We start from the raw sequence: 13,273 nt of genomic DNA, 5'->3' as shown, positions 1-13,273 counted from the left end.
ATCGCGGAGGCGCTCATGTCCATTCCCACCCAATCTCGCGTCGTCATCATTGGCGGCGGTATCATCGGCTGCTCGGTCGCCTATCACCTGACCAAGCTCGGCTGGCGCGACGTGCTGCTGCTGGAACAGGGGCGTCTCTCCTCCGGCACCACCTGGCATGCCGCCGGCCTCGTTGGGCAACTGCGCAGCCAGTCCAGCATGACGCGGCTGATCCGCTACTCCACCGAGCTCTACGCCTCGCTGGAGACCGAAACCGGGCTCGCCACCGGCTGGAAGTCCTGCGGCTCGGTCTCGGTCGCCCGTACGCCCGAGCGCATGACGCAATTGCGCCGAACGATTTCGGCGGCACGCGCCCAGGGCGTCGAAATCGAGGAACTCAGCCCGAAGGAGGCCGGCGACAAATGGCCGGTGATGCGTACCGACGACCTCGTCGGCGGCGTCTGGCTCCCCGGCGACGGCAAGGCGAATCCGGCCGATATCACCCAGGCCTTGGCGCGCGGCGCACGCAACGGCGGCGCCATTGTGCGCGAGGGCATCCGCGTCACCGGCATCGAGACCGACAAGGGTCGGGTCAAGGCGGTACTCACCGATCAGGGCCGGGTCGAATGCGAGGTTCTTGCCATCTGCGCGGGACAATGGTCTCGCACCGTCGGGCAGATGTGCGGCGTCTCGGTGCCGCTGCACTCGGCCGAGCACATGTACATCGTCACCGGCAAGATCGAGGGCGTGACGCCGGACCTGCCGGTGATGCGCGATCCCGATGGCTACACCTATTACAAGGAGGAGGTCGGCGGCCTCGTCATGGGCGGTTTCGAGCCCGATGCGAAACCCTGGGGCATGGACGGAATCCCCTACCCATTCGAATTCCAGCTCCTGCCCGACGACTGGGACCAGTTCGCGATCCTGATGGAGAACGCGCTGCAGCGCGTGCCGGCGCTGGAAACGGCCGAGGTCAAGACCTTCCTCAACGGCCCCGAGAGCTTCACGCCCGACAACAACTTCCTGCTCGGCGAGGCACCTGAGGTCGCCGGCGTCTATGTCGGGGCAGGCTTCAATTCGATGGGCATCGCCTCCGCCGGCGGCGCCGGCCGCGCGCTCGCCGAATGGATCGTTGAGGGCGAGGCGACGAGCGACCTATGGCCCGTCGATATCCGCCGCTTCGCGGACTTCAACAACAACCCGGCCTGGCTGAAGGATCGCATCAAGGAGACGCTCGGACTCCACTACGCCATGCCCTGGCCGAACCGCGAGCTCGATACTGCGCGCCCCTTCCGGCGCTCGCCGCTCTATGAGCGTCTCGCGGCCAAGGGTGCGGTCTTCGGCTCAAAGATGGGCTGGGAGCGCGCGAACTACTTCGCACGCAATGAAGACGAGCGCACGATCCGCTATTCTTTCGGTCCGCAGAACTGGTTTGAGACCGTCGCCGCCGAGCACCGCGCCTGTCGCGAGGCGGCCGGCATCGCGGACATGAGCAGCTTCGCCAAGTTCCTCCTGCAAGGGCCGGATGCCGAGCAGGCACTACAGCGCCTCGCCGCCAACGATGTCGCTGTGCCGGTCGGCAGTTCTGTCTACACCGCGCTGCTCAATGCGCGCGGCACCTTCGAAAGCGATCTGACGGCCGCCCGCATTGCACCCGACACCTACCTCCTCCTCACCGGCACCGCGCAAGCGACCCGCGACGCCCACTGGATCCGGCGCCAGCTTCCCGTCGGTGTGACGCTGACGGACGTGACCTCGGCCTACGCCGTGCTCTCGCTCGCCGGCCCGAAGGTGGTCGAAATCCTGAGCCGCGTCTCGCCGACCTCGTTCGCCCTCGCCGACTTTCCGGCCAATGCGATCCGGCAGATCACGATCGGCTATGCCACGACCTGGGCCTGCCGCCGCTCCTATCTGGGCGACGGATTCGAGCTCTACGTGCCGGTCGAATTCGCGCCTGCCATCTACGACACGCTGCACGAGGCCGGTACCGATCTCGGTTTTCTCGATGTCGGATACTACGCCGTCGACTCGCTGCGCATCGAGAAGGGCTTCCGCGCCTGGGGCCGCGAGCTGACGCCAGACATCAATCCCTACGAGGCCGGGCTCGGCTTCGCCGTGAAGCTGAACAAGGGCGATTTCGTCGGCCGCGGCGCACTCACTGCGGCCCGAGCGGCCCCACGCACAAAACGGTTGGTGGCGCTTGTCGGCCCCCGCCCGAACGGTCAGATGGCCTGGGGCGGCGAGGCGATCCTGGCGGACGGCAGGCCGGTCGGCGAGATCACCTCCGCGGCGTTCGGCGCGACCGTCGACGGAATCGTCGCGCTCGGCTGGGCCGAGAGCCCCGAGCCTATCGACCAGGCTTGGCTCGACGCGCGCAACTGGACGATTGATCTTGCGGGCGTCGCAATCGCTGTGACCGCCAGCCTCGCCGCGCCGCTCGACCGCAAGCAGCAGCGCGGGAATTAGGCGCATGACCGACCTCGCCCCACTCGCGCCGGCCATGCCCAGGGACATCGCGGTGCAGAAGCCGGCCCGCATCCTCACCCTCTCCTGCGAGGATCGGCCCGGCATCGTGCACGCCGTGAGCGGCGCGCTCTACCGCCAGGGCTGCAACATCCTGGAGAGCGCGCAATTCAGCGACCCGCGCGACGGCCGCTTTTTCATGCGGGTCGCCTTCGCGGCGGGCGAGCGCTTCGACGATGCGGCGCTCCGGCGCGAATTCGACGGCGTGGCCGGAACCTTCCGCATGGACTGGGACGCGGTCGATGCAGCGCGGCCGGCCCGCGTGCTCCTGATGGTCTCGCGCTTCGGCCACTGCCTGAACGATCTGCTGTTCCGCCAGGCGACAGGAAATCTCAACATCGAGATCCCCGCCATCGTCTCGAACCATCGCGATTTCGAGCCGCTGGCGAAGAACTACGGCATCCCGTTCCACCACCTGCCCGTGACGGCCGCGACCAAGGCGGAGCAGGAGGCAAGGCTGCTCGGGATCGTCGCCGAGACCGACGCCTCCCTCGTCGTCCTGGCGCGCTACATGCAGGTGCTGTCGAACGATCTTTGCCGCGCGCTCGACGGGCGGGCGATCAACATCCACCACTCCTTCCTGCCGAGCTTCAAGGGCGCCAAGCCCTACCACCAGGCCTATGAGCGCGGCGTCAAGCTGATCGGCGCGACGGCGCACTACGTGACCCCCGACCTCGACGAAGGTCCGATCATCGAGCAGGACGTCGCGCGTGCCGAGCACTCGCTTGCGCCCGACGACCTCGTGAGCGCCGGAAGGGACATCGAAGCCGTCGTCCTGGCCCGGGCCCTGCGCCTTCACATCGAGCGGCGGGTGATGCTGGCCGGCCGGCGCACCGTCATCTTCCGCTAAAGCCCGTTTCCACGTTGCAGCACCATTCGCAGCCGGAGATTCACGTGAGCGCCCGGATCCTCGATGGCCGCGACATTGCGCGTGACATCCGTGCCGAAACCTCTTCGCGCGTCGCCGATCTGGCCGCGAGTACCGGAATCGTGCCGCAGCTGGTCGTGATCCTCGTCGGCGAGAATCCGGCCTCGCGCGTCTATGTCGAGAACAAGGTCCGCGCCTGCGCCGAGGTCGGCATCAAATCCACTCTCATCACGTTAGATGCCGGCATTCCGGCGCAGGAACTCATTTGCGAGATCGAACGCCTGAACCGATCTCCCGATGCCCATGGCATTCTCGTTCAACTGCCGCTGCCGCCTCATCATGACATCCAGGCCGTCTTGCGGACGATCTCGATCCACAAGGATGTCGATGGCTTCCATCTCTACAATGTGGGCGGTCTGGTCGTCGGCAAAACGATCTTCTCGCCCTGCACGCCCTACGGCGTCATGCGCATGCTCGAACACGCTGCGATTCCGGTCGAGGGCCGCAACGTCACGATCGTAGGAGCCAGCAACATCGTCGGCAAACCGATGGCCTTGATGATGATGGCGCGTGAGGCGACCGTCTCGGTCTGCCATGCCAAGACGCGCGATCTTGCTCAATACACCATCCTGGCCGACATCCTGGTGATCGCGGCCGGCGTGCCCAAACTGATCGGGGCGCAGATGGTCCGCACAGGAGCGGTCGTGATCGATGTCGGGATCAACCGCGACCCGCAGGGCAAGCTGCAGGGCGACGTGGACTTCGAGGCCGTCAAGGCCAAGGCGTCCTACATCACGCCCGTTCCGGGAGGCGTCGGCCCGATGACGGTGACTATGCTGCTGGTGAACACGGTCTCCGCAGCGGAACAGATCTCGGCCGGTGCGAGCAACGCATCGCTATCCGGCGGTCGATGAATACGGTCCCCACGGCCGTCTGAAGGCACGGGACATGTCTTCTTCTAAGCCGGCAGACGCGCATCGAGAGCCGTGCTTGACATAGGACTGCTGGATAGCCTTTGCTCCTCCTATTGATAGGAGCTATGGCATTGACCGTAAGCTATTCTGGCCTCGCTGCATTTCATGCCGTCGCGGAGGCCAACAGTTTCACCGGGGCTGCCAAAGCCAGGAATTTGAGCCAACCGACCTTGTCATCCCAGGTCCGCGGGCTGGAGGAAGCCTTCGGGGTGAGGCTGTTCGACCGCATGGGGCGGCAGGTGAAGCTGACGCCGCTGGGTCAAAGCCTGTTCGTCATCACGGCCCGTCTCTTCGCTGCACAGGATGAGGCGCAATCGCTGCTCACCGGAACGCGAACCTTGCAGCGCGGACATTTGCGGATCGCGGCCGATAGCGCGACTCATGTGATGACAGCGCTGGCGCGAATGCGTGAGAAATACCCGGGACTGACCTTCTCCATGACGATCGGCAATTCATCGCAGGTCATCGACCAGATCATGGATTTCGCGGCCGATGTTGCGATCACGGCCAGGCAGAGTTCCGATCCACGACTGCACACGGTGAAGCTGCGTTCCGATCGGCTGGTCGCGTTCATTTCGAGCAAGCATGCTCTGGCGAGCTACGACGCGTTGCCGATTGAGGCTTTCGCTGGTCAGGACATCGTCCTGCGCGAGCGGGGATCGATCACACGGGAGGTCTTCGAGCGAAGACTCTTCGAGGCAGCGGTGCGGCCGGCGAACCTTCTCGAAGTTCAGTCGCGCGAAGCGGTGTGCGAGGCCGTTGCAGCTGGGTTCGGCATCGGCGTCATCTTCGATGCGGAATTCAAGTCGGACATCTCGGTGAAGCGCCTTGTGATCACAGGCGCGGATTTCTCCGTCGGCGAGTATGCAGCGTGCCGTGCCGAACGGCGGCGAATACCGCTCGTACGCAGCTTCTTCGAGACGGTGCAGGGGCTGACATCCACAACGTGAGGCTCGAGGGCTGCGCTATGCGATGCGCATCAGAGCAAGTGAAATCAAGATCAGCCCGCAGGCGAGCAGGCGTGACGGTTGCAGCGGCTCCTTGAGCCAGACAAAGGCAATGACAGCAGCGAAGAGCACCGAACTCTCGCGCAGCGCTGCGACGAGAGGGATCGGTGCGACGGTCATGGCCCAGATCGCGATCCAGTAAGCGCCGAGCGCGAGCGTGCCGCCCGCGCTGCCCTGGAGCCAGTAGGGCTTCATCGTCGCCCAGGCCGGTCGTCCGCGGCGAATTGCGACGAAAATGGCGAGCGGCAATGCGTCTATGACGAAGAGCGCGGCAGAATAGGCGTGCGGATCGCCTGCCGCGCGCGCGCCCAGCCCGTCGACCAGCGTGTAAGCGGCGATCATCACTGCGGCCAAAGCTGCGAAGCCGAGCGCGATGGGATCGAACCGGCTACCGCGCCGACGACCGAGGATCGAGATCAGCATGATTCCGAGGCCGAGGACCGCGATCGCTCCCAGTTGCAGAGGCGCAAGCTTTTCGCCGAAAAAACTGATGCCGATGGCCGTCGTCAGAAGTGGTGCACTGCCGCGGGCCAGAGGATAGATCTGGCTCATCTCGGCGCGCCGATAGGCCTCCGCGAGCCCAATATAATAGCCGACATGAAAAATCACGGAGCCAAGAAGCCATGGCCAGGCTTCGATGCGAGGCAAACCCGTGACCGCCAATGCCGGCAGGGCCAGAACGCCTGCGGCCGAGGTGATCATAGTCATCGCCAGGAGAGGCTCAAGCCGGATCTTGACGAAGGCATTCCAGCCGGCATGCATCGCTGCGGCGGCAAGCACCGCGAGAAAGACACCAAGGGTCAAGGCAGCACTCCGGCGCCGCTCGGCGACGTCCCCGTTCGCAAGGCATGCGCCCAGTCCCGCCGTCCATTTCGCTCCGCCTGCTCCGCCGCGCGCTCCCAATCATAGGTCGCGGCGTGAAGTTCGACGTCGATACTCTCCGTCAGCGTGACCAGTGCGAAACGCGCGTGAGGCGAACCGCTTTCCGACACATGCGTTTGCTCGGTCGCGTCGTGATAGGCGGGACAGCCGACGCTGTCGGGATTGACGATCACCGTTCCATCGGCGAGCCGGAGCACCGCAGGCAGATGGCTATGCCCGCACAGGACGAGCCGCGAGCGCGAATTACCAAGCCGGGCAGCGGCAGTCGCCCCCTTGCTCGGCAGAAGGCGGCCGGCGATAACGTCCTCCATGAAATACGCTTCATCATTGCCCGGACAGGCATGGAAACATCTGACCTGCGGAGCCGGCTCTATCTCGCCGGGCAGCCCGGCAAGCCACGCCCGGTCGTTCTCGTCGAGGCGTTGCCAGGCAAAGCGGTCGGAGGCGCCCAGATGTTGCGGCGAGGCCGAGCCCAGCGCTCGATCGTGATTGCCGCGGACATGGAAGGCGGTCGCGCCGCGCAGCAAGTCCACGGCCTGGCGCGGCCAGAGCGGGCCTGAAGCGCAATCGCCGAGGTTGACGAGTAGGTCGACCGAGTGCCGCAGAAGCTTCGCGAGCACGGCCTCCAAAGCGGCGGCGTTGCCGTGGACGTCTGCAATGACTGCTATGCGCATGAAGAGAAGCCAGGAATGCAGGTTCCGGGGACGAGCGGCTGAAATCCGATCAAGCTGGCACGGCCTATTCTCGAGCCGGCACGGTGCTACAGATCGGCGAGGCGAACTCGGCAAAGCTGCGGGCAAGCTTTCGATAGGTACTCCGCTTGAAGGAGACGACGCGATCAGGCATGGCGGCGAGCGGCAGCCATGCCCACTCCGAGAATTCGGCCGGCTCGTCGCCATTCGGCCTCGATATGTCGATCTCGGCTTCCGTCCCCGCGAACCGAAAGGCGACCCAGCGCTGCCTCTGCCCGCGAAACGCCGCGAGCTTGTGGGGTGGCCCCGCATAGGGCGGAAACTCGTAAGACCACCATTCGCTCGTCACCGCGAGCAACGAGGCCGAGGCGATGCCGGTCTCTTCGACAAGCTCCCGTCGCGCCGCGGCGACGATATCCTCGTCCTCGTCGATGCCACCCTGCGGCAGTTGCCAATCCAGGCCCGGCTCGACGATCTCCGGCCCGGACGAGCGGCCGCGACCGGCGAATACCAGTCCCGCCTCGTTGAAGAGCACGATGCCGACATTCGGGCGGTAGGGTAGCGCGACACACTGGCCGTCAGTTAATGAAGCGATCGCCACTGCTCACTCCGCCGCATGAAGCAGACGCGACGCCTGCAACAATCCACGCTGTTCGAGGAGGCCATGAACAGTCGCGGCAATGTGGGCGTCGATCCGCTTGAGATCGCGTGTGATGTCGAGCTGAAGCGCGCTGACGATGACGGTTTCGCGATCGCCGGTGCGCATCTCGGCAAGATGGGACTCGATCGCCTCGCGCTCCAGCTCGCGGAAGGTCTCCTTCTCGTGCACGATGCGGCGCGCCGTCGTCTCGTCCTCGGAGATGAAGACCGTGATCGCAAGGCGCAAATGATCCCGCAGCCGCAGATGCATGCCGGCGATCCGCGCCAGCGCTTCGGCGGGGAGCCGGCGCTGGTCGCGGATGCGCTTGCCGGCCATCTGCATCAGGTTCTTCTCGATGATGTCGCCGATATGCTCGAGGTTGATCGCCAGCACGAGCACCGCCGATAGCCGGCGTTCGTCGGTTTCCGACAAGTCCGCCTGGGCGATTGCGCCGACATAAAGCTGGATCTGGTTGTACAGGCTGTCGAGCACGTCGTCGGCACGGCTCACCGCAGCGACGCGGGCGAGATCGTCACCCTCGAAGGCCGCGAGCGAGGTCTTGAGCATGTCGTCGACGACATCGACCATGCGCAGTACCTCGCGCGTCGCGTTCGAGAGGGCGATGGTGGGCGTGGCGAGAGCGGCCTTGTCGAGATAACGCGAGCGCGACGGGTCCGCTTCCGGAGCAGGCTCGGGCATGAGGTGCATCAGCATCCGCGCAATCGCGGGCAGCGGGACGAGGAAGAGCGCCGCCATCACGAGATTGAAGGCGAGGTGAAACAAAGCCGCAGCCTGCGCCGGGGCGAAGGCGAGCTGTCCCATCAGCCGCGTCAGCAAGGGCAGCAGCGCCAGCCCCAGCAGACAGCCGAGGATCCGGTTCGCCAGGTTGCCCAATGGCACCCGGCGGGCTGCGGCGTTGCCTTTCATCGACTGGACGAGCGGATTCAGCGCGGTGCCAAGATTGCAGCCCAGCACCATCGCCAGCATGGTCGGCATGCCGATCACGCCGGTCGCGGCCAGGCTCATCACGACCAGGATCGCTGCGAGCGAGGAATGGGCGGCGAAGCTGAGAACCGCAGCCAGGAGCAGGGCAATCAGGGGATCGCCCGAAAGCGAGCCAAGCACCGTGCGCAGCACCTGCGAGTGCTCGACAGGCCCCATCGTGCCCTGCATCAACCGAAGCGACAGCAGCATCAGACCCACGCCGAAGAGCGCTTTCGCCGTTTCCCTGGCAGAGAGCCGGGCGAAGCGCCGCATGCCGACATAGCCTGCCAGGATCAGCAGCGGCACGAGCGTGCCGGTATCGAAGCTGACGAACTGGACGATCAGCGTCGTGCCGACATTGGCCCCGAGCATCATGGCAAGAGCCGGCGCGAGCGCGATCAGCCCGGCTCCCGAGAAGGAGGCGATCATCATCGCCGTGGCGGTGCTGGACTGGAGGCCGCTGGTCACGAGCACGCCCGCTCCGAAAGCGCGCCAGCGGCTGTCGAGGCCGGTCGCCAGCACGGCACGCAGGCGGCTGCCGACGGCGGCGGAGATGCCCGCCGTCACCATCTGCACGCTCCAAAGCAGCAGCGCGACCTCGCCGGCGAGCGCGAGCAGGATCTGGGTTGGCGTCTGTCCGGTCATGGCGACGCTCCCGAGCAGCGCTAGCGTTGCCGCCAACGCTGCAGGCGGCCGAACACCAGCCGGTCGAGCCCGACATGGGCGAGCTTCACGCTGATGGCGGTCAGCATGATCACGCTCGCCATGCCGGCGGCCGAGGCGATGGCGCCGGCTTCGTCCATATGGACGATGGCGATCGAGGCGAGCTTGGTGTCGGCGCCGTAGAGGAAGATCACGGCCGAGACCGTCGTCAGCGCATTGACGAAGACATAGACCGCAATGTCGAGGATCGCCGGCAGGCAGATCGGTGCGGTCACGCGGCGAAAGGTCGACCAGAACGGCACCTTAAGCGAGGCGGAGACCGATTCGAACTCGCTGTCGATCTGCTTCAGGCTGGTCAGGGCGGTGATGTGCCCGACCGTGTAGAAATGGGCGATGGTGTTGATCACCAGGATCGTCAGCGTCCCGTAGAGGACGCCGAGCGGGTTCCAGCCCGCATTGAAGAAGAAAACATAGCCGAGACCCAGCACGAGACCCGGCACGGCCATCGGCAGCATCGCCAGGAACTGAGCGAACGCGCGAAGGCGCGGGAACAGCTTCACCTTCTCGATCAGATAGGCCCCGGTGAAGATCAGCGCCGTGCCGATCACAGCGGTCAGCGACGCCAGCAGCAGCGAGTTGCCATAGGTCGTCCAGCCCTCCGGCTCGACGGTGGCGAAGTCGTAATTGTTCAGCGTCAGGGACAGGTTGTAGGGCCAGTATTTGACGAAGGAACCCCAGATGGCGACCGCATAGGGTCCGATGATCGCGAGCGCCGTCACGGTGACGAAGCCGAGCAGAGCAAGATCGCGGCGCTTGTCCGGCTGCGGCGTATAGGGCACGGCGCGAGCGGAAAGCATGGCGTTCTGACGGCGCTGGACAGCGCGGTCGACGAAGAAGGCGAGCACCGCCGGCACCAAGAGGATGATGCCGACGACAGCGCCCATCGGGAAATTCTGCTGGCCCACGACCTGGCGATAAGCGTCGGTCGCGAGCACGCTGAACTGCCCGCCGATCACCTTGGGGATGCCGAAATCGGTGATGACGAGGGTGAACACCACGAAAGCGGCGCTGATCACGCCGTAGCGCGCGCCGGGCAGCGTGATCGTGTGGAAGATGCGCCAGCGCGTGGTGCCCATCGCCTCGGCCGCCTCGCGCAGCCGGCCATCCGACAGGCCGAGCGCCGTGACGAGGATCAGCACGGCATGGGGAAAGCTGTAGAGCGCCTCGGCGGCGATGATGCCGACCGGCCCGTAGAGCGAGGCGCCCATCATCCAGGATTTGAGCAGGCCCTGATTGCCGAAGATGTAGATGAGGGCAAGGCCGGAGAGCAGGGAGGGTGCGAAGACCGGCACCATCGCCGCGGCATAGAACAGGCCTCGGCCGGGGATGCAGCTGCGTCGCAAGCCATAGGCATAAAGGAAGGCAAGCGGCAGCACGATCCCCGTGGTCACGCTGGCGATGAGCAGGCTGTTGGTCAGGGAGGAGAGCAGCGCCGGCGTCGTCGCGTAGCTGACGAAGTTCGCCAGTCCGATGAAGCGCCCCTGTGTATCCTCGAGGCTCTTGGACAGCAGCGCCCAGAGCGGCAGGGCGATGATGAGGACGAGCACCGCGCACAAAGCCAGGATCAGCACCCCGGCGACATGGCGCTCGCTGATCCGCACCGGCGACACCTTCACGGACGTATCGGTCATCGTCAGCGGCGGCGCGAGATCACTCATCGCCCGCCCCCGGCGAAGACGTGCAGCGACTCGGGCGGAAAGGCGACCGCGCGCACCTGCCCCGGCAAAATGCCGAGGTCGCGCATGGCATTGGTCGAGAAATCGGCCGCGATCCTTGTCGAGCGCGAATGCGTCGGTTCCAGATGCGCCCGACAATAGGATCCGAGGAATGACAGGTCGCCGATCGTCGCCTCGAACCGATTGGGCGTCTCGGCTGTGATGCTGCGGGTGCGGACCTCCTCGGGGCGCATGGCGAGCCGCACCGGCGTGCCCACCGCGAGGGGCGCGGCATTGGCGACCACAAGGTCGAGCTCGCCCACCCGCACCCGGCCCGGCCCGGTGACGACGGCGTCCAGAAAGGTCATGTGGCCGACGAAGTCGGCAACGAACGGCGTTGCCGGGCGACGATAGATCTCCTCGGGTGTGCCGACCTGCTCGACGGCGCCGTCGCTCATCACGACGATGCGGTCGGCCATGGCGAGCGCTTCCTCCTGGTCGTGGGTCACCATGACCGTAGTCACGCCGAGGCGCTGCTGCAGCGACCGCATTTCGTCGCGCAGCCTGACCCGGACCTTGGCATCGAGCGCCGAGAGCGGCTCGTCGAGCAGCAGCAGCTCCGGCGCGGTCGCGAGCGCGCGGGCAAGTGCCACGCGCTGCTGCTGCCCGCCCGAAAGCTGGATCGGATACTTCTTGCCCTGCTCGGGCAGGCCGACGAGTGCAAGGAGCTCGTCGACACGACGCTTGATCTCGCTGGCGGGGCGACGCCGGTTGACGAGGCCGTATCCGACATTGTCGATGACCGTCAGGTTCGGAAACAGCGCATAGGATTGAAAGACGATCCCGAAATCGCGTTCCGCCGGGCTCGCCCGGGAGACGTCGCGGCCGCCCATCTGGATGCTGCCACTGTCCTGCAGATCGAGACCGGCGATCGCGCGCAGCAAGGTCGTCTTGCCGCAGCCGGACGGGCCGAGGAAGCAGACGAACTCACCGCGGCGGATGTCGAGATCGATGCTGCGCAGAGCCTGGAAGGCGCCAAAGCTCTTCGCGAGCTTGCGGATCGAGATAAACGGAGTCGTGTTCGTGGTCATCGTACCGACTTTCAATCTGAGCGCGCGACGATCCGACCTCGGAGTACCGGCAAGCCTGGTCCGCGGCGCACCGCATAAGCCGTGCCACCCGGTCCGCCTGAGCGGGCCGGGCGCGATCGGTAGCCGTCAGTTCTTCGGCGCGGCCTTCGACTCGTAGCGCTTGGACCACTCGGCGAGCACGCGCTCACGGTTGTCGGCCATCCAGGACAGGTCGTTCCTGATCATCCCCGCTTCAGCGTTGGCGGGATAGTTGGCGGGCTTGTTCTCGATGCCCCGCGCAGCCACGATGGCATAGGTCTTCGAGTAGAGCTCGTTGGCCGTCGTGGTCGTCGACCAGTCGGCGATCTTCTTGGCAAGCGTCAGGTTCTTGCTGCCCTTGACGATGGCGCTGGCTTCCATCTCCCAGCCGACGCCTTCCTTCGGGATCACGACCTCGATCGGAGCGCCCTTGCTCTTCTCGGCCGCGCCGCGCATGTCGAGCGCCAGGCCGATGGTGCGCTCGCCGCGCGCCGCCTGGACGCATGGCGCCGAGCCCGAATGCAGATAGGCGGCGATGTTCTCGTGCAGGCCGTCCATGAACTTCCAGCCCTCGGCCTCGCCCATGCTCTGCAGCCAGCCGGCGACCATCAGATAGCCGGTGCCGGACGAAGCCGGGTGCGGCATCACGATCTTGCCTTTGAACGCCGGGTTGAGCAGGTCCTTCCAGGAATCCGGCACCGCGATGCCCTTGGCCTCGGCGGTGTTGTAGCAGACGACGCCGAGATAGGCGTCCATGCCCGTCCAGGTGTAGGGCTCGTTGCCGTCGCGGAAGACCGGCTTCAACGCGTCGGCGCCGACGGGCTTGTAGGTTTCGAGCAGGCCGGCCTTCTCGAACATCAGCAGGCTCGAGGCGGCCAGGCCCATCACCATGTCGGCCCGCGGATTGTCCTTCTCGGCCAGGAAGCGGGCAGTGATGACGCCGGTGGAATCACGGACCCAGACCACGTCGGCCTCGGGCACGGCCTTCTCGATCGACGCCTTGAATGGGCCGAGCTGGTCGTTCTCCAGGGCGGTGTAGACTGTCACTTTCGTCTTCTGGGCCTGGGCGACGCCAGGAAGTGCGAGCGCGAAGGCGCCGATGACGCAGGAAGCAAGCCAGTTCTTCATCTTCTCATCCCCTCGTTGTTGTCCGGTTGGGCGCTCTTTCGGCGTTTCATCCCCTGATCGTTGAAAACGCAGGCGGGGCGAGCCGCCTGCGCCTGGCATCTTCAGCTGC

The 13,273-nt window shown here is 65.7% G+C and carries 11 protein-coding genes; 4 read left to right on the top strand and 7 right to left on the bottom strand.

From position 1 onward, the window contains the following. Positions 1-15 precede the first annotated feature (15 nt). The 4 genes from ACSQ3M_RS27025 (at position 16) to ACSQ3M_RS27010 (ending at position 5,294) form a co-directional block, all read left to right on the top strand. Positions 16-2,445 carry a GcvT family protein gene (locus ACSQ3M_RS27025; RefSeq protein ID WP_436153174.1) on the top strand — a complete coding sequence of 810 codons (2,430 nt, stop codon included), beginning with the start codon at positions 16-18 and terminating at the stop codon, positions 2,443-2,445. A 34-nt stretch (positions 2,446-2,479) separates the two neighbouring features. Then, entirely contained in the window at positions 2,480-3,352 is an 873-nt protein-coding gene (purU, locus tag ACSQ3M_RS27020) for a formyltetrahydrofolate deformylase (RefSeq protein ID WP_436153247.1), read from the top strand. A gap of 44 nt (positions 3,353-3,396) precedes the next feature. Continuing rightward, positions 3,397-4,284, top strand: coding sequence for a bifunctional 5,10-methylenetetrahydrofolate dehydrogenase/5,10-methenyltetrahydrofolate cyclohydrolase (locus ACSQ3M_RS27015; RefSeq protein WP_436153173.1), 888 nt, complete (start codon positions 3,397-3,399; stop codon positions 4,282-4,284). A gap of 131 nt (positions 4,285-4,415) precedes the next feature. Next, a complete protein-coding gene (locus ACSQ3M_RS27010; protein ID WP_436153172.1) occupies positions 4,416-5,294 on the top strand; it encodes a LysR substrate-binding domain-containing protein in 879 nt (292 codons plus the stop codon). 15 nt (positions 5,295-5,309) lie between these two features. Here ACSQ3M_RS27010 and ACSQ3M_RS27005 read toward each other — a convergent pair whose 3' ends face one another. The 7 genes from ACSQ3M_RS27005 to ACSQ3M_RS26975 form a co-directional block, all read right to left on the bottom strand. After that, entirely contained in the window at positions 5,310-6,155 is an 846-nt protein-coding gene (locus ACSQ3M_RS27005) for an EamA family transporter (RefSeq protein ID WP_436153171.1), read from the bottom strand. Then, positions 6,152-6,907 carry a metallophosphoesterase family protein gene (locus tag ACSQ3M_RS27000; protein ID WP_436153170.1) on the bottom strand — a complete coding sequence of 252 codons (756 nt, stop codon included), beginning with the start codon at positions 6,905-6,907 and terminating at the stop codon, positions 6,152-6,154. The genes ACSQ3M_RS27005 and ACSQ3M_RS27000 overlap by 4 nt, the downstream gene beginning before the upstream one ends. Positions 6,908-6,971: 64 nt before the next feature. Continuing rightward, on the bottom strand, positions 6,972-7,526 hold the full coding sequence (locus ACSQ3M_RS26995; protein WP_436153169.1) for an RNA pyrophosphohydrolase: 555 nt from the start codon (positions 7,524-7,526) through the stop codon (positions 6,972-6,974). Positions 7,527-7,529: 3 nt separating this feature from the next. Next, positions 7,530-9,194: a Na/Pi cotransporter family protein gene (locus tag ACSQ3M_RS26990; RefSeq protein WP_436153168.1), complete on the bottom strand. Its 1,665-nt coding sequence runs from the start codon at positions 9,192-9,194 to the stop codon at positions 7,530-7,532. Between the two features lie 20 nt (positions 9,195-9,214). Beyond that, entirely contained in the window at positions 9,215-10,930 is a 1,716-nt protein-coding gene (locus ACSQ3M_RS26985; protein ID WP_436153167.1) for a putative 2-aminoethylphosphonate ABC transporter permease subunit, read from the bottom strand. Further along, positions 10,927-12,018: a putative 2-aminoethylphosphonate ABC transporter ATP-binding protein gene (locus tag ACSQ3M_RS26980; protein WP_436153166.1), complete on the bottom strand. Its 1,092-nt coding sequence runs from the start codon at positions 12,016-12,018 to the stop codon at positions 10,927-10,929. The genes ACSQ3M_RS26985 and ACSQ3M_RS26980 overlap by 4 nt, the downstream gene beginning before the upstream one ends. 126 nt (positions 12,019-12,144) lie before the next feature. Further along, the gene (locus ACSQ3M_RS26975) at positions 12,145-13,164 is read right to left on the bottom strand and encodes a putative 2-aminoethylphosphonate ABC transporter substrate-binding protein (protein ID WP_436153165.1); all 1,020 of its coding nucleotides are present in this window, start codon (positions 13,162-13,164) and stop codon (positions 12,145-12,147) included. Between the last annotated feature and the right edge of the window lie 109 nt (positions 13,165-13,273).

The sequence above is a fragment of the Allobosea sp. LjRoot90 genome (assembly GCF_964254315.1).
Taxonomy (GTDB): Bacteria; Pseudomonadota; Alphaproteobacteria; order Rhizobiales; family Beijerinckiaceae; genus Allobosea.
This window is presented reverse-complemented; position numbering and strand designations above follow the sequence as displayed.

What these genes read in the sequence shown, in the direction of transcription:
- ACSQ3M_RS27025 (WP_436153174.1), top strand. Translation starts at nt 16, where the DNA reads ATGTCCATTCCCACCCAATCTCGCGTCGTCATCATTGGCGGCGGTATC.
- purU (WP_436153247.1), top strand. Translation starts at nt 2,480, where the DNA reads ATGCCCAGGGACATCGCGGTGCAGAAGCCGGCCCGCATCCTCACCCTC.
- ACSQ3M_RS27000 (WP_436153170.1), bottom strand. Translation starts at nt 6,907, where the DNA reads ATGCGCATAGCAGTCATTGCAGACGTCCACGGCAACGCCGCCGCTTTG.
- ACSQ3M_RS26990 (WP_436153168.1), bottom strand. Translation starts at nt 9,194, where the DNA reads ATGACCGGACAGACGCCAACCCAGATCCTGCTCGCGCTCGCCGGCGAG.
- ACSQ3M_RS26985 (WP_436153167.1), bottom strand. Translation starts at nt 10,930, where the DNA reads ATGAGTGATCTCGCGCCGCCGCTGACGATGACCGATACGTCCGTGAAG.
- ACSQ3M_RS26980 (WP_436153166.1), bottom strand. Translation starts at nt 12,018, where the DNA reads ATGACCACGAACACGACTCCGTTTATCTCGATCCGCAAGCTCGCGAAG.
- ACSQ3M_RS26975 (WP_436153165.1), bottom strand. Translation starts at nt 13,164, where the DNA reads ATGAAGAACTGGCTTGCTTCCTGCGTCATCGGCGCCTTCGCGCTCGCA.